A 17,108-nucleotide genomic window follows, 5' to 3' on the forward strand; every position below is an offset into this window, starting at 1 on the left:
CCCGGGCCCTGCGGGGTCGGGTGCGGGCTCTGACGGACAAGCACCCGCTCTACCCCAACCTGTAGGACCCACCGCGCGGGGCGCGCGCTGCGCCCCGCGCGGGCACGCCACACCTGTGCTCAACGAGGAGGACAGCCATGGCCATCAGTGTCTTCGATCTGTTCACGATCGGGATCGGACCGTCGAGTTCGCACACGGTCGGCCCGATGCGGGCGGCCCTGACCTTCGCGGAGGGGCTGCGTTCGCGTGGCGAACTGTCCGGTGTGGCGCACGTGCGGGCGGAACTGTACGGCTCCCTCGCGCTCACCGGCAAGGGACACGGCAGCGACACCGCCGTGATCCTGGGGCTGATGGGGCACACGCCCGAACACGTGGACGTGGACGCGGTGCCCGCGCTCGTGGAGCGGACCCGGGCGGAACGGACGCTGTCCCTGGGCGGCCCGGAGGGGCCGACGGTCGCGTTCGACCCGGCGGTCGACGTCGACTTCCGCCGTAAGGAGAGCCTGCCGGACCACCCGAACGGTATGCGGTTCGTGGCGATGGACTCCGTCGGCGCCGAGGTCGCGTCGAAGGTGTACTACTCCGTGGGCGGCGGATTCGTCGTCGACGAGCGGGCGGCGGGCGCCGACCGGATCACCGTGGACGACACCGTGCAGCCCTACCCCTTCGCCACGGCCGAGGAGCTCCTGGACCTGTGCGCGCAGACGGGGATGTCGATCAGTGCGATCATGCTCGCCAACGAGAGGGCGTTCGGACGCACCACCGAGGAGATCCGGGCCGAGCTGCTCACGATCTGGGCCGCGATGCGCCAGTGTGTGCGGCGCGGTGTGCTGACCGAGGGGAGCCTGCCGGGCGGGCTGAGGGTGCCGCGGCGGGCGCACCGGCTGTACCGGCAGCTGGGCGGGGTGTGCGACGACTCGGGGCTGCTGCCGCCCACCTCGGTGGACTCCGACCCGATGCGCGGCAGCGACTGGATCACCCTGTACGCGCTGGCGGTCAACGAGGAGAACGCGGCCGGGGGCCGGGTGGTGACCGCTCCGACCAACGGCGCGGCGGGAATCGTCCCCGCTGTGCTCCACTACTACCTGCACTTCAGCCCGGGCGCGAGTGACGAGGGCGTCGTGCGGTTCATGCTGACGGCGGCGGCGATCGGCATCCTGTTCAAGCAGAACGCCTCGATCTCGGGGGCCGAGGTCGGCTGCCAGGGCGAGGTGGGTTCGGCGTCGTCGATGGCGGCGGCCGGGCTGGCCGAGGTGCTGGGTGGGACCCCGGCCCAGGTGGAGAACGCGGCGGAGATCGCGATGGAGCACAACCTGGGCCTGACGTGCGACCCGATCGGCGGCCTGGTGCAGGTGCCGTGTATCGAGCGCAACGCGCTGGCCTCGGTCAAGGCGATCAGCGCGGCGCGGATCGCGCTGCGCGGCGACGGCAGCCACTTCGTGTCGCTGGACAAGGTGATCCGGACCATGCGCGACACCGGCCGCGACATGCACGACAAGTACAAGGAGACCTCGCGCGGCGGCCTCGCCGTCAACGTCATCGAGTGCTGAGGCCCAACGACCCGCCCTGTCAGTCGTAGACGGTTGACCGATGGTCGACGTGAACGACCACGATGACGAGTCGTCCCTGATCAACGGTGTAGATCACGCGGTAGTCACCGACACGGAGCCGCCGGTGCCCGGGAATCCCCGTGAGGGCCTTGGTGCCGAACGCGAACGGATCCGTTTCGAGTTCAGCGAGCTTCCGCAGAATCGACATGGCTTGATCACGGGGTATCTTTTGAAGCTCGGCCTGGGCCTCGACCTTGAAGACCGTGACGTACTTAGTCATCGCGCTCCAGTGTCTCCGCCATCACCTCGGCCATGGACACCGTCGGAGAGTCCTGGCGCTCCTCGATAAGCCGCCGGAGCTCCTCCTCGTCACTTCGCCTCGCCCTCTCCAGAACTTCCATGGGAACGAACGCTCCCACCGCCTTGCCGTTACGGGTGACGATCGTGGTGTCACCGGCCTTCGCACGATCGATGACCTCGGCCAGGTGTGCCCGGAACTCTCTGGATGAGATTGTGTCAGTCATGCAAGCAGTGTAGCCAAAGAACATTGTGTACACAATTAATCAAGCAAACCAGACCATTCAACGGAAAGCCCGCCTCGCCCAAGGGCCTGATCCAACGGTTCCGGCGTGTGGATCCGTGCCGCTGGACAAGGTGATCCGGACCATGCGCGACACCGGCCGCGACATGCAGGACAAGTACAAGGAGACCTCGCGCGACGGCCCCGCCGTCAACGCCATCGAGCGCTGACGCGTCGTTCACGGAATCGTGTGGAAGGTCCTCAGGGACGCGGCGATGTCCTCGACGGCGTCGAGCTTGCCCGTGGCGACGTCGAGAACGAACTCCTCCGCACGATCCTCATCCACGGGGTCGATCAGGGGAGCCCCGTTCACCTCCAGAAAGGTGGCTGCGCAGTTCCACGCGGCCCGCTTGTTGCCGTCGACGAACACGTGGTTCCGGGCGAGGGACTGCATGAGTGCCGCGGCCTTGTCGAACAGCCCCGGATAGTGCTCCACTCCGAACGATGACGAGCGCGGACGATGTGCCGCGCTCTCGAGGAGCCCGTAGTCCCGTACCACCGCGTCGCCCTGCTCGTTCTGACGCAGGGTCAGGGTGGTGATCTCGACTATGAGGGATGCGTTCAGATAGATGACGGCGTCTGAGGGCATCTACTGGGCGAGCCTCCGGTTCAGCCCAGCGGAGACGCGGGTCACCCGCGCCGCGGCCTCCATGACCCTGCGACGCTGGATCGCGTCGAGGACACTCTCCTTGGCGAGCTTCTTGACGCTGGTCGACTCCGCCGCGGCCGCTTGGCGGATCTGTTCCATCTCCTCTTCGGAGAACTCGATGTTCAGCGCAGGCATACTCCCACCCCACTTGGTACCTAACCTGGTACCAGGTTACCCCTGTCAGGGGTGACCGCGCAGACGTTGTCGACCGTTGTCGCCAAGGTGATCCGGACCATGCGCGGCACCGGCCGCGACATGCACGACAAGCACCAAGGAGACCTCGCGCGACGGCCCCGCCGTCAACGCCATCGAGCGCCGGGGGCGTCCCAGGCCACCACGTGGAAGGTGGGCGGGGCCACAGCGGCGTCCGGTGTCAGCCGTCCGCGTGCGGCACGAGCCCGCTGATCCGGTACCAGGTGGGGTTCTCCCCGCGTCCGCACAGGACGTCGATCCGTAGATCGTCGTCGGCGAGGCGGGCGACCTCCTCACCGTTCCGGTAGGCGCGAAACACCTCCGGATCGTCGGTCTCGAAGAGCACCGCCCACCGCCCCTCGCCCTCACGGCGCTCCCGTGCGCGCCTCCGCGCCGCCTCGCGTTCGCGTCTCCTCCGCTGTCCCGGCACGGACGCCACCCTAGAACACACCGGGCCGGTCCTGGCCGGGCTCACGCGGACGCAGCCGCCGCTCGTCGACCACGGCCTCCAGAAGGGCGATCTCGACGACATAGGCGACGTGGGCCTCCCACAGACCCGCCGCGTTCCGTCCACGCCACCGTGTGAGCAGCCCCTTGTACCAGGCCCCCGCGTGCCAAACCCAGCAGAGTTTCGTCCCCTCCGGGGCGTGGTCGGGGAAGCAGTGCACGCACGGCGGACGGTCGTGCCGAACACGTTCCAACGGCACCACCTGGGGATCGTGCACCTCCAGGCCCATGCGCTCCGCCTTACGCTGGCCGTCGACCAGCGCCTCGCAGCTCAGCGAACGGTGGAACACGGTCCCGCCCGGGGTGATCATCACGCGTTCGGTCAGCCCGGCGGGAGCGGGGCGGCAGAGCCCGCACTGGCCGGGCAGGAAGTCGTGGACGCAGCGATCGTCGGCCATGCGCCGAGACTGCCACCCCTCCCCGCCTCCCACCAGCGGCGTTCGTCCCGGCGCCGGAGGACTACGCGCCCCTCACACCAGGCTGCGACGGGGGCTCCGCGCCGGGGCGGCCACCGACATCCGAATGACCGTGGGGATCCGCTCCAGGTCCAGCGCCTCACCCAGGTGTTTCAACGCCTCCGAGCGCACCCGCTCCCACACCCGCGTCACGTCCGCGTCCTCCTCCAACAGGAGCGCGATCCGCAGGTGCGGCGCCTCAGCCGACTCGGTCAGCCGCGCCCGCGCCCGGCGCACCCCGGGATACTCGGCGACCTCCTGTTCGAGGGCGCCGCGCGCCACGCTCTCGCTCATCTCCACGCGCCCGTCCGGGTCGTGGTCGAGCACCACCCTGCCGACCGTGTCGTTCATCCCCTGCACCAACAGCCACCGCAGGGCCAAAAACCCCGTGAGGAAGGCCACCGCGACCGCGGCGTAGGGGACCCACCGCTGGCCGAGCGCCTCCCTGACCCGTGCATCGAGGATCGCCTCCTCCGCCAGATCCGGGCCGAGGACGCCCCGGCCCGCGGCCAGCGCCGCCAACCCGAGGGCCATCAGCAGTGCCCCGACGACCACCAGGCCCACACGGTTGCCCCTGGCCGACCGGCGGTTCATGTCCCGACCCATGTCAGTCCTCCGCGTACCGCACGTGCGTGACGATCCGTATGCTGCGCAGCGGCGCCAACTCCTCCAACCGACGTTCCACGGCCGCGGTCACCTCGGCCGGCAGTCCCTCCCGGTCGGGTGTGCCCGTGCGCACGTGAACCCGTATCCGCCGCCCCCGCAACGTCACGTGCACCGAGTCGACCCCGCTGACCTCCCGTGCCGCCGACGACACCGTCCGGCGCAGGGCCGGGCGGGTCAGCCCGACCACCAGCGCCGGATCGTCGGTGCGCAGCGCCGTCCACCGGCTGTTGCCGGGGGCCAGTGCGACGACGATCAGGGCCAGCCCGATCGCGGCCAGCACCGCCGAGGCGATCTGGACCGACGGCTCTGACCACGTCGTGGTCTCCGCGTACTCCGTCGCCGCCCCGACCGGGATCATCCGCAGCGGGCTGCCGGCCAGGGCCGAGATGACCTCGGCGGCCGACACCACGGCCAACACGAGGATCACCGCCCCCGTGATCACCGCGGGCCAGGACCTGCGGGGGCGGAACGTGTGGACCGCCACACGTTTCGCCCGCCGGTCGACCCCCTGGTCGGGACGGCCCAAGACCTCTTCCACGGTGGTCATGTCAGCGCACCAACTCCGCGATCTCAATGTCGACGCGGTGGACCCGTCCTCCCGTGGTCCACTCGACCCGCTCCCTGACGTGCGAGCGCACCCGTCCGGCGATCTGGACCACCGGATCCCGGTAGCGCACCGCGATCCGCAGCCGTAACCGCACGACACCGCCGCTCATCCGGGCCCTGGCCGCCCGCGTCCGGGCGGGTTCGGCCCCGGGAACCTCCCGGATCGCCTGGGACGCGACCCGCTCGACCACGCGTGGCGGGATGTCCGTCCGCCCTCCGGGGTCACGACCGACGGCTTCCCGCGACCCCGGTCCACTCCGCTGCGGCGGGACCGTCACCCGCCCCTCGCGCAACCGTTCCACACGCGCTCCTACGCCGAGCGCCGCGTGAACACCTGGGCGAGGTCGATCTCGCCCTCCATCGCCCGTCCCGCGACGAATCCGGCGACCCCCAGACCCAGCACCAGGACGAAGGCCGTGAACCCGCCGAATGCCCCGGCCAGACCCAGCACCGTCCCGAACGCCAACCCCACGATCGGCCACATGGCCTCCCCCTCTCGCGTCCAACCGCCTCCAGCGCCCGCGGCGACCTCAGTCACCGGACGGCGCGCCCCCTCCGAGCCCCGCGACCACGTCCTCGACGAACACGTGGACGGCGCGTCCGCCGGCGAGCGGGCCCAAACCCTCCCGCACCTCGGTGACGACCCGCGGAATCGGTCGTCCGAACCGCACGACGAGCCCGACCTCGACCGTCCCCGGCCGGACCGCGACGCCACGGACGAAACCGCCGCGCGCGGGGGTGCTGATCGTCCCGAACGCGCCCGGGGACAGCTCCACCACGTCCGGGAAGCGGACCGCCTCCTCGGCCAGGCGCACGGCGGTCTCCTCCGGACCGGCGTCCTCGCCCACCACTACTGGACTCGGGGCGCGTCGCCGCCCCCGCCCTGTTCGTCGTCACCGTCGTCGGGCAGGTGGATGTCGTCGACCCTGATGTTGATCTCGGTGACCTCCAGCCCGGTCATCCGCTCCACGGCGGCCGTGACGTTGCGGCGCACCGCGGCGGCCAGGTCCTGGATGGCCACCCCGTACTCGACGACGAGGTCGATGTCGACGGCGGCCTGGCGCTCCCCCACCTCGACCGAGACCCCGCGGGTCACCGACCCGCTGTCGCTGCCCCGGGTCATCGCGTCGCGTACGGCCCCGACCGCACGCGCCGCGCCGCCGCCCATCGCGTGGACGCCGCCGATCTCCCGCGCGGCCATTCCGGCGATCTTCGCGACCACGCCGTCGGCGATGTGCGTGTGTCCGGCACCGGCGCCGTGCTCGCCCTGGCCCGCGGTACGAGCTCCTGGCACCTTCGCTTCGCTCTTGGTCTCCGACACCGGTCCCCCTCAGCAGTGTGCTCCGAACCCGTCCCCGCAGCCTGACCGAAACCCGATCACCGGCTCCGCTCCGCGCGTCGACGGGAATCTACCTCAACACACCATATACACACTGTTCGTGGTCGACAAGATACATTGAGTAAGGTTTCCCAGGTCAGAAAGGTAACGTCAGTGCCATCCCTGCCCCAAAACCGCGCCGTGAATCCCCTGGGCACAAAAAGAGGGGGCACCCGAAGGCACCCCCCTCTGTGCGTCCGAAAACGGTTCCCTCCCGGCGTGCCGCCGGGGGACCGCGCACGGCTCAGTCGAAGATGACCGTCTTGTCCCCGTTCAGCAGGACACGGCGCTGGGCGTGCCAGTTGACCGCGCGCGCCAGCGCGACGGACTCCAGGTCCCGACCGATCGCGGTGAGCTGCTCCGGGCTGTGGGTGTGGTCGACCCTGGACACCTCCTGCTCGATGATCGGCCCCTCGTCGAGATCGGCGGTCACGTAGTGGGCGGTGGCGCCGATCAGCTTCACCCCGCGCCGATGCGCCTGGTGGTAGGGGCGCGCGCCCTTGAAGCTCGGCAGGAAGGAGTGGTGGATGTTGATGATCCGGCCGGACATCTTGGCGCACAGCTGCTCGGTGAGCACCTGCATGTACCGGGCCAGGACGATGAGGTCCACGTCGTAGGAGTCGACCAGTTCCAGGAGCCGGGCCTCCTGCTCCCCCTTGGTCGCCGCGCTCACCGGCAGGTGGTGGAAGTCCACACCGTAGGAGTCGGCGAGGAACTCCAGGTCGGGGTGGTTGGACACCACGGCGGCGATGTCCACGTCCAGCAGTCCGCTGCGCTGGCGGTAGAGCAGGTCGTTGAGGCAGTGCCCGAACTTGGAGACCATGACGATCATGCGCGGGCGGATGTCACGGGCCTGGAGGCTCCACTCCACCACGGGATCGCCGGCCCCGTCGCTGAAGTCGCCGGCCAGCGCCGCGAACGCGCCCCGCAGGGAGTCCTCCCCGGCCACGGCGCCGTCCTCCCCGCGCTCGGCCACGAACTGCATCCGCAGGAAGAAGCGTCCCGTGTAGTGGTCGCCGTACTGCTGACTCTCGGTGATGTTGCACCCGTGGTCGGACAGCAGGTTGGCCACCGCCGCGACGATGCCCCGGCTGTCGGGACACGAAAGGGTCAGGACGTACTCGCGCTCACTCATGGGAAGAACCACTCCAGGGATAGGACCGGCTGAACAGCCAGGATGCTCCAGGATATCGGCACCTGTCGAACCGCGCGCGGGTTCGGCCGGGTCGCGGCGGCCACACCCGCGGCCGAGAACGGCCCCCCCAGGGAATATGAAAACTATTCATGTTCTGGCATCCTCAAACCATGACAAACCCGCGCGAGAAGTACGAGGCGGCCACACGCGAACTCCAGGCCCCCTTCGCCGTCGTCGACCTGGCCGCCTTCCGCGCCAACGCGGCCGCCCTGACCCGGCGCGCCCACGGCCGCCCCATCCGCGTCGTCAGCAAGTCCCTCCGCTGCCGCCACCTGATGCGCACGGCCCTGGACCTGCCCGGCTACGCGGGGATCATGGCCTTCACCCTCCCCGAGGCGCTCTGGCTGGCCACCGACGAGGAACAGGACCCGATCAGCGACGACATCCTGGTCGCCTACCCCACCGCCGACCGCGACGCCCTCGCCCGGCTCGCCCGCACCCCGGCCGCCGCCCGCGCCATCACCCTCATGGTGGACTCCACCGCCCACCTGGACCTCATCAGCGCCGCGGTCGCCCGAGCCGCCCACCACCGCGGCCCCGACGCGCCCCCCATCCGCGTGTGTCTGGACATCGACACCAGCTGGCAACCGCTCGGCCCCGGCCTGCGCGTGGGCACCCACCGCTCCCCCGTCCGCACCCCGGCACAGGCCGCCGCCCTCGCCCGCGCCGTCGTCGGCCGCCCCGAGCTCCTCCTGGACGGCGTCATGGCCTACGAGGGCCAGATCGCCGGGGTCGGCGACGCCCCTCCCGGCAGACCCCTCCTCGGCCACCTGCTGCGCGCCGTCCAACGGCGCTCGGCGGTCGAACTCGCCCGGCGCCGGGCCGCCATCGTCAGCGCGGTGCGCGAGGTCGCCGACGTCCGCTTCGTCAACGGAGGCGGCACCGGCAGCCTGCACACCACCGGCCGGGAGCGGGCGGTCACCGAACTCGCCGCGGGATCGGGGTTCTACCACCCCCACCTGTTCGACCACTTCCGCTCCTTCGACGGCCGCCCCGCCGCCCTGTTCGCGCTGCCCGTCGTCCGCCGCCCCTCCCCCGGCGTGGCCACCGTCCTGGGCGGCGGCTACCCCGCCTCGGGCCCGGCCGACCGACACCGCGCGCCCCTGCCCCACCTGCCCGCCGGGCTCTCCTATACCGCCAACGAGGGCGCGGGCGAGGTACAGACCCCGCTCCTGGGCGCGGCCGCGCGCGACCTGGAGATCGGCGACCGCGTGTGGATGCGCCACGCCAAGGCGGGCGAGATGTGCGAACGCTTCGCCGCCCTGCACCTGATCGACGGCGACACCGGTGAGTACCTGGGCAGCACCCCCACCTACCGGGGCGAGGGCCGCACCTTCCTCTGACGCTCCCCGGGCACGGGAAGGGCCCGGACGGATCGACACCGTCCGGGCCCGGATGCGTCCTGGTCCCCCGCTCGGCCTCGGCCCATGCGCGGGTACCGAGGCGGCCGGGAACGCGACCGCCGCGCGGACGCCCTACGCCGCCCTCCTGCGGCGGACCACCCAGGCCACCACGCCCACGGCGACGGCCGTGCCCACGCCCGCGGCCAGGATCAGCGCCTCGGGGGGAAGCCTGCGCCGTGACTGGTAGGTGGTCACGACCTCCTCGTCGCCCCGGAGCAGGACGCTGCCCTCCTCGGGTTCGACCAGGTGGCTCTCCACGCGCACCGCGCCGCCGCCCGCCACCAGGGCCCGCGCCTCGTCGGCGATCCGGGCGCCGTGCTCACGGACCCGGTTGATCTGCCGCCGCGCGATGTTGGTCGGGCGGGCCTGCTCGGACAGCTGGTCCAGGGTCTGCGCCAACCGCCGCTGTTCGCGGTTGATCTCGGCCTGGACGTCCTCGGGGGTCTGGCGCGGCTCGGTGTCGCGTCCCGTCATTGGGTTGCCTTCCTCCATCAGCGCAGGGTCGAATGAGAATCCGTGTCCGAGCCGGTCTCCCGGCTCTCCTCCTCCGCGCCGTCGGACGGACCGGAGAATCTCAGCGCGCCATCGATTCCGTCGACCACGCGGAAGAAGTCCCGCGTGGACAACCACAGTTTATAGATGATGGCGATCTCGAACGCGAGCAGCAAAACGCCCGCCACCGCGGCGATCCAACCGATCGCCGCGGGCATCCCGGTCACCGCCACGGCCAGCGGAGCGACCACGAACACCGCGATCTGGAACTCGATCCCGCTGAACAGGTGGGTCCGCACCCGACGGGCGTCCAACGCCCCCCAGAACCTCGTGTACCAGGGGAACCGGGTCCGGAACTCCTGGTGCAGGTCCACCTTGGGCAGGGTCATGTCGGGCTGCTTTCCCGCCGTCCGGTGGTTGCGCGTCTCCCGCTCGTTCTGGCTGCGCAGGATCTGCTCCAGGACGTCGATCCCGTGCCGCAGGACCGCCTGCTCACCACCGTCGCTCATCGCGCCGCCGCGCCGCTCACCGGCCAGGCCCGACCCGTCGTCGTCCTCCCCCGGCTCCAGCATCGACAGTGTGGCACGCGCCCGCTCCAGCGCGCCCGCCAGGTGGGAGCGCATCTCCCGGCGCAGCTTGTACACCTGGAGCGCGTTCAGATACCGCAGCATGTCCAGAAAGACCACGGCCAGGGCCAGCCAGACGAACACGACGGGCGCGGAGTCCGGGTCGCCCTCCGTCGCCACGACGTACTGGCCGCCCATGAGGGCGACCGCGCACACCAGCACGCGGAACCGGTCGGAGACGTAGTCCATCCACGAACCGAACAGCGACTCGGTGTCGGTGAGCCGGGCGAGCTTGCCGTCGGTGCAGTCCACCAGGAAGCACAGGAAGTACAGCAGTGCGCCCAGGGCGAGCGCCTCCCGGTACCCCAGCGCGAAGCAGACCGCCGCGCCCAGCCCCAGGAAGAGCGCGAGCACCGTCAGCTGGTTGGGCGTGACCGACGTCCGGTTCGCCAGCAGACGCACGAGCCGGATCGCCATCGGATCCATGAGGTGGACCGTCCACCAGGAGTCGCGCTGTTTGAGGGTCCGCGTCCTGACCTCGTCGAGTGTGAATCCGGGCATCGTCGGCAATGACTCCCAAACGCGAAGCGGGTCTGTTCCGGTCCCGTGGGGCTTCGAGGCCGCCTACCGGAGCGCGGGCGTGTCGCCCGAGTGTACGTACAGGTCCGGGTCGCGACGGACCGGACCGAAATCCTGGGTTCGGTCAACGATAGGCGATGAAACCGCCGATCACCGCCGTCGCGGAGGAACCGAACCGCAATCGCAACCGAACGACGCCCGCGCCGGCGGTCGCGGCCTCCGAAGCGGCGGCCCTCGCCCCGGGGCCGTAGTGTGAGGGCGAAGGACAGCGGGGCGCACCGCCCCGCCAGCCACAGATTGGAACACCACGTGAGCGACCCGATCCGTCTGGAGCCCGGCGACCAGGCCCCCGACTTCACCCTCACCGACGCCGACGGCAAGCCCGTCACGCTCAGCGAGGTCCTGGCCGAGACCGGCAAGAGCGCCGTTCTGTACTTCTACCCCGCCGCCATGACGCCCGGCTGCACCAAGGAGTCCTGCGACTTCCGGGACAACCTCCGCGACTTCGACTCCGCCGGGTTCACCGTGCTGGGCATCTCCCCGGACACCACGGACAAGCTCGCCAGGTTCCGGGACAAGGAGGGGCTCACCTTCCCCCTGCTCGGCGACCCCGACAAGGAGACCCTGCGCGCCTACGGCGCCTACGGGGAGAAGAAGAACTACGGCCGCCTCGTGCAGGGCGTGATCCGCTCCACCATCGTCGTCGGCCCCGACGGGAAGGTCACCAGGGCCTTCTACAACGTGAAGGCCACCGGCCACGTCGACCGGATCAAGCGCGAACTCGGCGTCTGAGGTCCGCCCCGAACGACGCCCGCGGCGCAGCACCCTGTCCCAGCACCGGTACAGTTGTCCCGACGGGGCCGTAGTCCAACCGGCAGGAGACGGCAGCTTTAGGTGCTGTACAGTGCGGGTTCGAATCCCGCCGGCCCTACGTGAGCCGCAGCGGCCCCGTGGACGGGAGCACCCCTCCACGGGGCTCTGTTCGTTCCGGGCTCCGCTTCGCTTCGGCCCGCCGCGGGCGTCCCGCCCCGCTAGCGGCCCAGCAGCGCCCACAGCACGATGGACAGCAGCACCACGATCCCCAGCACGACGGCGATCACCACCGGCAGACGGCTGCGCTCGGCGTGCTTGCCGGAGCTGGTCAGGCCGAGCGTGTCCGTGGAGTCGCGGATCGAGGTCATGATTGAGTTCATTGCCTCGGGGCTGTGCCGCAGCCGCTCGTTGATGGACTCGGCCAGCACGTGCGCCCCCGCCCGGAAGTGCTCACGGGCCTGCTCACGCGCCGACGTGTGGGCCTCCGGACCCTCACCGTCGCCGGGACGCGGCTCCGCGGGCGTGGCGGGGCCGTCGGCGGCGCGGTCGGGGCTGGTCTCGGGCGCCCACGGGGCCAGCGCCGCGATCCGCAGCATCTTGGTGGCGTTCTCCGCGGTGAGCCGCTCACTGGGCTCGACGCGCAGCAGCCCGGCCAGCACCGGAGCCAGCGGCCCGGCGTTGCCCGCCTCCGCGGGCTCGTCCAGCTGCTCGCCGCGCAGGATCTTGATGTAGCCCTTGCGGTCGTAGGGCGGATGCCCCTCCACCGCCGCGTACAGGGTGGCGCCCAGGGACCACAGGTCCGACTCCGGCCCCACCGGCCCCGCCTTGGCCCGCTCCGGCGGGATGTAGGCGGGCGAACCGATGATGCGCCCGGACGCGCTGAGCGCCGACTCCCCGTTCCACGCGGCCAGACCGAAGTCGGTCAGCACCACACGCCCCGACTCGCTGATCATCACGTTGTCGGGCTTGACGTCACGGTGGACGATGCCCTCGGCGTGCGCCACCTTCAGGGCGTCGATCAGCTGGAGTCCGATCTCGGCCACCCGCTGGTAGGGCAGCGGACCGCCCACCTGGATGATCGCCTCCAGGGTGGAGGCCTCCACCAGCTCCATGACGATCCACGGACGGTCGTCCTCGTCCACGACGTCCAGGACCGTGACCAGGCTGGGGTGGGTGAGGCGACCGGCGACACGGGCCTCACGCGTGGTCCGCTGCAACAGCGACTCACGTTCGGACCGGGTCAGGTCGGCGGGCAGCCGCAGCTCCTTGACGGCGACCTCGCGGTCGATGACGAGGTCGGTGGCGCGCCACACGGTGCCCACGCCGCCCCGGGCGATCTCCGAGGTCAGCTGGTACCGCCCCTTGAGCAGCCGACCCTCGGGCTCGGCTTCGGCCATGCTGGCATCCTCCGGGCGCGCCTCGTCGGGCGACGCCTCGGGCCGCTGGGTGTGGGGGTTGTCTAGGGAGGACAAGGTTATCCACGGGTCCATTCACCGGTCATGGCGGCCTCCTGCGGAGCATTACGGTCGCTGTCACCACGTAGGTGCACGGATCACTCGTTATATCAGTCGCGCCCGGGATCCATGCTGGTCGTTGCCGGAACACTGATACATAGGTTCGTTTTCGTTATGTCCGGTGGGCGGGCACACATGCGGTGACCTACCTCTCCTTGACCGTTCCTTGCCCGGGACCTGGGGCGAGGACGGGCGCCGCGCCCGGACGGGCGCCGCGCCCGAACACGGGGTCAGGACCAGAGCGACTCGGGGGTGCGCACCTCGACCGGGCCCACATCGATGTCGGTGAGGGGCTGGCGCAGGCGCTCGGCGTCGCCGACCACGACCACGACCGCCTCCTCCGGGTGCAGGTACTCCAGGGCCGCGGAGTCGAGGTCGGCCCGGGTGAGCCGCTCGTACCCGGCGCGGTTGCGGTCGACGTGGTCGTCGGGCAGGTCGTGCACGACGATGTCCACGAGCGCTCCAGCGATGGCGCGCGCGGTCGAGTAGCTCACCGGCAGGCCCACGATGTTGGACTCGCGGACCGCGGCCAGCTCCTCCTCGGTGACACCGGACTCGCGGAGCTTGGCGAACTGCTCCAGGGACGAGGTGATCGAGTGCGCGGTGGTGTCCGCCTCCACCTGCGTGGACGCGAAGAAGACCCCGCTGTCGCGACGCAGGTCGAACCGGGCTCCGGCACCGTAGGTGTAGCCCAGGCGCTCGCGCAGCTCCATGTTGAGGCGGGAGGTGAACATCCCGCCGAGCACCTCGCCGATGCCCTCGGCGCGGGGCAGGTCCACCTGGGAGCGCGCCGGGGAGCGGTGCGCGATGACCAGGGCCGACTGCACCGAGCCCGGCCGGTCCACGATGAGCAGCCGGGGCAGCTCCCCGGGCGGCGGGGCGGGCGCGGTCAGCGTCGGCTCCGGAACGGAGGCCACGTCCCCGAACACGGTCTTGCCCAGGGCCTCCAGATCCACGCCGCGCAGGTCGCCGACGACCACGAGCGTCCCGGCGACGGAGGCGACGAAGTCGTTGTGGAAGCGCGCGACCGTCTCGGGCGTGACGTCGGCCAGACGCACGGGACCGCCCGCCAGCGGCGTGGCGTAGCGCCCGGTGAACAGCTGTCCGCCCAGGCTGCGCATGGCCAGCGTGGACGCGGACGCGCACTCCAGCCAGAACCGCTCCAGCAGTTGGTCGCGGCGGCGGACGACGTCGTCGGCGGCCAGCGCGGGACGGCGCACGGCGTCGGAGAACAGGCGGACCGCCTCGCCCAGGCGGTTCGCCGGGACGTCGAGGCCGGTGATGAAGGCGTCCCAGGTGACCCGGGAGACCCACTCGGCGCCGTGGCGCTCCAGGGCCGGGGCGAGGGAGCTGTTGCCGTCGGGGCCGTCCTCCAGAACCTCGCTGGTGAGAACGCTGACGCCCATGGCGTCGAGCGGCTCGGCGGCGCCGCCGTGCGGATGCACGAGGCGGAGGGAGGCCAGTTGCTGGCCGGGCACGTCGACGGCGACGACCGTGCCGCCCCCGACGGTGATCCGCTGGGGTTTGGGGAACGAGTAGGACGCTGGGGCACCGAGGTCCGGGCGACTCTGGGTCATGCTCTGCGGCTCTTTCTGCGGCTTGCGGTAACGGGGCCTGTGGAGGGCGTGTTCCGCGGACACCCGCTCCGCTGCGCGACGGGCGGCGTCCACGGCACACGACGCCCTAGGAGGCGGCGGGCTCGGGCTCCGGGGACGCCTCGGCCGTCTCGGGATCGAAGCGGACCACGAGCAGGTTGTCGTCCACGAGCAGGCGCTCCACGGCCGACCGCACCTCCTCCACGGTGATGCCGGCCCAACGCTCGGGCCAGGTGAAGACCAGCTCGGGGTCGCCCAGCAGCTGCGTGGCGCTGCCGATGGCGTCGGCCAGGCCCGCCGGGCTGGAGATCGCCTGGAGGTGGTCGCGCTCCAGCACGGCGCGGGCGCGCTCCAACTCCTCCTCGGTGATGCCGGTGGCGAGCTTGGCGATCTCCTCGCGCATCGCGGTCTCCAGCTCGTCACCGCTGACGCCCTCGCGGGCGAGCATGTTCACCAGCAGCAGGCTGTCGGTGTAGCGGAACGGCAGGATGTCGGCGGCCGCCCCGCCGTCGTCGGCGGCGATGGGGCGGTCGACCACCAGCGACCGGTACAGGCGGCTGCCCTGGCCCTGGCCGAGCACGGCCGAGGCCAGGTGCATGACGTCGAAGTCGCGCGTGCCGTAGGGGGCGACGCGGTACCCGGCGAACACCCCGGCGGCGGGCACGGTCTCGGTGACCGAGTCGCGGACCGGGCCGCCCAGCGGCGCGGGCAGGGAGGCGTCGGGGGCCTCGGGGACGGTGTCGCGGGCGGGGATGTGGCCGAAGGCGCGCTCGACGCGGGCCAGGACGTCCTCGGGGTCCAGGTCGCTGACGATGGTCAGGACGCAGTTGTCCGGACCGTAGTGCGCCTTGTGGAAGGACTTGACGTAGTCGAGGTCAGCCGCGTCCAGGTCCGCCATGGAACCGATGGTCGGGTGGTGGTACGGGTGCCCCTCGGGGTAGCCCAGGCGCAGGATGCGCTCCAGGGCCGTTCCGTAGGGCTGGTTGTCGTAGCGCTGGCGCCGCTCGTTCTTGACGACGTCGCGCTGGTTGTCCAGGACCTCCTGGGTCATCCCGTCGCGCAGGGTCGCCAGGCGGTCGGCCTCCAGCCACAGGATGAGGTCGAGCGCGTGCTCGGGGACCGTCTCGTAGTAGTTGGTGCGGTCGGTGGAGGTGGAGGCGTTGATGTCGCCGCCGAGCCGCTCGACCACCTCGAAGTGCTCACCCTTGACGACGTTGCCGCTGCCCTGGAACATCAGGTGCTCGAACAGGTGCGCGAACCCGGTGCGCCCGGGCACCTCGTGGCGGGAACCGACGCCGTACCAGAGGTTCACGGCGGCGACCCGCCCGGTGGACGCCGGTGCGGTCACCAGCCGCAGTCCGTTGTCGAGCGTGTACTGACCCACACGTCCCGCCGCTCCATTGGTGGTCACCAGTGCTGCACCCCGATTCGCGCCGTAGCCGAACTGTCGTCACTTGACGACTACGACCCTACGGCCTCCGGAGGACTTCCGGACACCCATCGCGGGATCGGCCGCCGACATAAGGCGGCAGCGGCGGGACCGGTCGGGCTCAGCCCCGGTAGCCGGTGGTGTCCATGGAGGCGGCGATGGCGGTGTACACCTCGTCGTACTGGGGGTCCGCCGACCAGACGTAGAGCAGGACGTCGCTGATCGGCAGGAACCACATGCGCACCTCGAAGTTCTCGCCGTTGACGCACCGCACCTCCCATTCCGCGTGGTGGGAGGTCAGACCGTCCGCGTGGTCCTCGAAGAAGTCGGAGACGGTGAGTGTGGCGCCCTCCACCCCGATGTTGCCCGAGGCGGCCGTGTTGAGGCTGCGGCAGTTGTCGGTGTTGGCGGCCCACCCGTTCTCGTCCCTGAAGGCCTCACCCTCGTTCGGCCAGCCCTGGGGGTGGTTGGCCGCCGCCCGGGCGACGAGCCGCACCGAGCCGTAGGCGCACGCGGCCTGCCCGGGCGGAGTCATGCACAGCGAGTCGCCCTCGCTCTGCACCTCCCACCCCTCCGGCACGTTGATCGCGATCCCCGCGACCTCCGCCGGGGTGAAGCCCTCCGGGCCCGTGTCCGGGGGGTCGACCGCGGCCATGAGGCCGCTGTCGCCCAGCCGCATCTCGGGTTCGCCCCCACCACCGTCGCCGCCGGAACAGGCGCCGAGCACCAACACCGCCGCGGCCGCAGCCGCTCCCACACCGGTGCGCGCGGCGGGTGCCCGCCACCACCGCCCGTGGACGGCCCCGTCCCTCGTGCCCGCCATGCGTCGTCCCTCTCAGCCGTGCGTCCCGTGCTCAGAACACCCAGAACCCTAACGCCCCCGCCACGGCCCCCGCACACCCCCCGGACCCCCCGAACACGGGGATGCGCTCCGCGCGA

Annotated in this window: 22 protein-coding genes, 1 tRNA gene and 1 pseudogene; 5 read left to right on the forward strand and 19 right to left on the reverse strand. The window is 71.2% G+C overall.

Annotated elements, in window-relative coordinates:
• Window positions 1-137: 137 nt before the first annotated feature.
• A complete protein-coding gene (locus tag DVR05_RS21610) occupies window positions 138-1,550 on the forward strand; it encodes an L-serine ammonia-lyase (protein ID WP_116247740.1) in 1,413 nt (470 codons plus the stop codon).
• A 19-nt stretch (window positions 1,551-1,569) separates the two neighbouring features.
• Here the strand turns inward: DVR05_RS21610 and DVR05_RS21615 are convergent, their stop codons facing one another.
• Entirely contained in the window at window positions 1,570-1,830 is a 261-nt protein-coding gene (locus DVR05_RS21615; protein ID WP_116247741.1) for a type II toxin-antitoxin system RelE/ParE family toxin, read from the reverse strand.
• Complete coding sequence (locus DVR05_RS21620; protein WP_157982502.1) at window positions 1,823-2,074, reverse strand: type II toxin-antitoxin system Phd/YefM family antitoxin; 252 nt, start codon at window positions 2,072-2,074, stop codon at window positions 1,823-1,825. The genes DVR05_RS21615 and DVR05_RS21620 overlap by 8 nt, the downstream gene beginning before the upstream one ends.
• A gap of 115 nt (window positions 2,075-2,189) precedes the next feature.
• Between DVR05_RS21620 and DVR05_RS21625 the strand changes: the two are divergent.
• Window positions 2,190-2,300: pseudogene (locus tag DVR05_RS21625) on the forward strand (hypothetical protein); the annotation flags it as partial.
• 8 nt (window positions 2,301-2,308) lie between these two features.
• Here the strand turns inward: DVR05_RS21625 and DVR05_RS21630 are convergent.
• From DVR05_RS21630 to purU, 11 genes are all read right to left on the reverse strand, one after another.
• Complete coding sequence (locus DVR05_RS21630; protein WP_116247743.1) at window positions 2,309-2,719, reverse strand: type II toxin-antitoxin system death-on-curing family toxin; 411 nt, start codon at window positions 2,717-2,719, stop codon at window positions 2,309-2,311.
• Window positions 2,720-2,914: a hypothetical protein gene (locus DVR05_RS21635; protein ID WP_116247744.1), complete on the reverse strand. Its 195-nt coding sequence runs from the start codon at window positions 2,912-2,914 to the stop codon at window positions 2,720-2,722. It lies immediately after the preceding gene.
• 238 nt (window positions 2,915-3,152) lie between these two features.
• Complete coding sequence (locus tag DVR05_RS21640) at window positions 3,153-3,401, reverse strand: hypothetical protein (RefSeq protein WP_157982503.1); 249 nt, start codon at window positions 3,399-3,401, stop codon at window positions 3,153-3,155.
• A gap of 10 nt (window positions 3,402-3,411) precedes the next feature.
• Entirely contained in the window at window positions 3,412-3,876 is a 465-nt protein-coding gene (locus DVR05_RS21645; protein ID WP_116247746.1) for a hypothetical protein, read from the reverse strand.
• 72 nt (window positions 3,877-3,948) lie between these two features.
• Window positions 3,949-4,539 (reverse strand): alkaline shock response membrane anchor protein AmaP, encoded by a 591-nt coding sequence (locus tag DVR05_RS21650; protein WP_116247747.1) that lies wholly within the window; start codon window positions 4,537-4,539, stop codon window positions 3,949-3,951.
• Window position 4,540: 1 nt separating this feature from the next.
• Entirely contained in the window at window positions 4,541-5,146 is a 606-nt protein-coding gene (locus DVR05_RS21655; RefSeq protein ID WP_116247748.1) for a DUF6286 domain-containing protein, read from the reverse strand.
• A gap of 1 nt (window position 5,147) precedes the next feature.
• Window positions 5,148-5,396 (reverse strand): hypothetical protein, encoded by a 249-nt coding sequence (locus tag DVR05_RS21660; protein ID WP_369974567.1) that lies wholly within the window; start codon window positions 5,394-5,396, stop codon window positions 5,148-5,150.
• A 119-nt stretch (window positions 5,397-5,515) separates the two neighbouring features.
• Window positions 5,516-5,689, reverse strand: coding sequence for a hypothetical protein (locus DVR05_RS27150; RefSeq protein WP_198659285.1), 174 nt, complete (start codon window positions 5,687-5,689; stop codon window positions 5,516-5,518).
• A gap of 46 nt (window positions 5,690-5,735) precedes the next feature.
• Window positions 5,736-6,053, reverse strand: coding sequence for a hypothetical protein (locus tag DVR05_RS21665; protein ID WP_116247775.1), 318 nt, complete (start codon window positions 6,051-6,053; stop codon window positions 5,736-5,738).
• A 2-nt stretch (window positions 6,054-6,055) separates the two neighbouring features.
• Complete coding sequence (locus tag DVR05_RS21670) at window positions 6,056-6,526, reverse strand: Asp23/Gls24 family envelope stress response protein (protein ID WP_116247749.1); 471 nt, start codon at window positions 6,524-6,526, stop codon at window positions 6,056-6,058.
• Window positions 6,527-6,827: 301 nt separating this feature from the next.
• A complete protein-coding gene (purU, locus tag DVR05_RS21675; RefSeq protein WP_116247750.1) occupies window positions 6,828-7,718 on the reverse strand; it encodes a formyltetrahydrofolate deformylase in 891 nt (296 codons plus the stop codon).
• Between the two features lie 170 nt (window positions 7,719-7,888).
• On the opposite strand from purU, the gene DVR05_RS21680 reads away from it, so the two are divergent.
• Entirely contained in the window at window positions 7,889-9,121 is a 1,233-nt protein-coding gene (locus tag DVR05_RS21680; protein WP_116247751.1) for an alanine racemase, read from the forward strand.
• Window positions 9,122-9,253: 132 nt separating this feature from the next.
• On the opposite strand, the gene DVR05_RS21685 is transcribed toward DVR05_RS21680, so the two are convergent.
• Both DVR05_RS21685 and DVR05_RS21690 read right to left on the reverse strand, forming a co-directional pair.
• Window positions 9,254-9,655, reverse strand: coding sequence for a DUF3618 domain-containing protein (locus DVR05_RS21685; RefSeq protein WP_116247752.1), 402 nt, complete (start codon window positions 9,653-9,655; stop codon window positions 9,254-9,256).
• Between the two features lie 17 nt (window positions 9,656-9,672).
• A complete protein-coding gene (locus DVR05_RS21690; RefSeq protein ID WP_116247753.1) occupies window positions 9,673-10,800 on the reverse strand; it encodes a CDP-alcohol phosphatidyltransferase family protein in 1,128 nt (375 codons plus the stop codon).
• Window positions 10,801-11,127: 327 nt separating this feature from the next.
• Between DVR05_RS21690 and DVR05_RS21695 the strand changes: the two genes are divergently transcribed.
• Entirely contained in the window at window positions 11,128-11,610 is a 483-nt protein-coding gene (locus DVR05_RS21695; protein ID WP_116247776.1) for a peroxiredoxin, read from the forward strand.
• Window positions 11,611-11,674: 64 nt separating this feature from the next.
• A tRNA-Leu gene (locus DVR05_RS21700) sits at window positions 11,675-11,749 on the forward strand.
• Window positions 11,750-11,849: 100 nt separating this feature from the next.
• On the opposite strand, the gene DVR05_RS21705 is transcribed toward DVR05_RS21700, so the two are convergent.
• The 4 genes from DVR05_RS21705 to DVR05_RS21720 all read right to left on the reverse strand — a co-directional run bounded on the left by DVR05_RS21705 (window position 11,850) and on the right by DVR05_RS21720 (window position 16,992).
• Window positions 11,850-13,028, reverse strand: coding sequence for a serine/threonine-protein kinase (locus DVR05_RS21705; RefSeq protein WP_116247754.1), 1,179 nt, complete (start codon window positions 13,026-13,028; stop codon window positions 11,850-11,852).
• 347 nt (window positions 13,029-13,375) lie between these two features.
• Window positions 13,376-14,722, reverse strand: a complete 1,347-nt coding sequence (locus DVR05_RS21710) for a pitrilysin family protein (RefSeq protein ID WP_116247755.1) — start codon at window positions 14,720-14,722, stop codon at window positions 13,376-13,378.
• A gap of 106 nt (window positions 14,723-14,828) precedes the next feature.
• Window positions 14,829-16,151 (reverse strand): pitrilysin family protein, encoded by a 1,323-nt coding sequence (locus DVR05_RS21715; protein WP_116247756.1) that lies wholly within the window; start codon window positions 16,149-16,151, stop codon window positions 14,829-14,831.
• Between the two features lie 139 nt (window positions 16,152-16,290).
• Window positions 16,291-16,992, reverse strand: coding sequence for a hypothetical protein (locus DVR05_RS21720; protein ID WP_116247757.1), 702 nt, complete (start codon window positions 16,990-16,992; stop codon window positions 16,291-16,293).
• Window positions 16,993-17,108 lie beyond the last annotated feature (116 nt).

The sequence above is a fragment of the Nocardiopsis sp. FIRDI 009 genome (assembly GCF_003386285.1).
In the GTDB taxonomy this organism is placed as follows: Bacteria; Actinomycetota; Actinomycetes; order Streptosporangiales; family Streptosporangiaceae; genus Nocardiopsis.

Excerpts from the sequence above, each read along its gene's own strand:
- DVR05_RS21610 (WP_116247740.1), top strand. The coding sequence starts at position 138 with ATGGCCATCAGTGTCTTCGATCTGTTCACGATCGGGATCGGACCGTCG.
- DVR05_RS21615 (WP_116247741.1), bottom strand. The coding sequence starts at position 1,830 with ATGACTAAGTACGTCACGGTCTTCAAGGTCGAGGCCCAGGCCGAGCTT.
- DVR05_RS21620 (WP_157982502.1), bottom strand. The coding sequence starts at position 2,074 with ATGACTGACACAATCTCATCCAGAGAGTTCCGGGCACACCTGGCCGAG.
- DVR05_RS21630 (WP_116247743.1), bottom strand. The coding sequence starts at position 2,719 with ATGCCCTCAGACGCCGTCATCTATCTGAACGCATCCCTCATAGTCGAG.
- DVR05_RS21635 (WP_116247744.1), bottom strand. The coding sequence starts at position 2,914 with ATGCCTGCGCTGAACATCGAGTTCTCCGAAGAGGAGATGGAACAGATC.
- DVR05_RS21645 (WP_116247746.1), bottom strand. The coding sequence starts at position 3,876 with ATGGCCGACGATCGCTGCGTCCACGACTTCCTGCCCGGCCAGTGCGGG.
- DVR05_RS21650 (WP_116247747.1), bottom strand. The coding sequence starts at position 4,539 with ATGGGTCGGGACATGAACCGCCGGTCGGCCAGGGGCAACCGTGTGGGC.
- DVR05_RS21655 (WP_116247748.1), bottom strand. The coding sequence starts at position 5,146 with ATGACCACCGTGGAAGAGGTCTTGGGCCGTCCCGACCAGGGGGTCGAC.
- DVR05_RS27150 (WP_198659285.1), bottom strand. The coding sequence starts at position 5,689 with ATGTGGCCGATCGTGGGGTTGGCGTTCGGGACGGTGCTGGGTCTGGCC.
- purU (WP_116247750.1), bottom strand. The coding sequence starts at position 7,718 with ATGAGTGAGCGCGAGTACGTCCTGACCCTTTCGTGTCCCGACAGCCGG.
- DVR05_RS21680 (WP_116247751.1), top strand. The coding sequence starts at position 7,889 with ATGACAAACCCGCGCGAGAAGTACGAGGCGGCCACACGCGAACTCCAG.
- DVR05_RS21685 (WP_116247752.1), bottom strand. The coding sequence starts at position 9,655 with ATGACGGGACGCGACACCGAGCCGCGCCAGACCCCCGAGGACGTCCAG.
- DVR05_RS21690 (WP_116247753.1), bottom strand. The coding sequence starts at position 10,800 with ATGCCCGGATTCACACTCGACGAGGTCAGGACGCGGACCCTCAAACAG.
- DVR05_RS21705 (WP_116247754.1), bottom strand. The coding sequence starts at position 13,028 with ATGGCCGAAGCCGAGCCCGAGGGTCGGCTGCTCAAGGGGCGGTACCAG.
- DVR05_RS21710 (WP_116247755.1), bottom strand. The coding sequence starts at position 14,722 with ATGACCCAGAGTCGCCCGGACCTCGGTGCCCCAGCGTCCTACTCGTTC.
- DVR05_RS21720 (WP_116247757.1), bottom strand. The coding sequence starts at position 16,992 with ATGGCGGGCACGAGGGACGGGGCCGTCCACGGGCGGTGGTGGCGGGCA.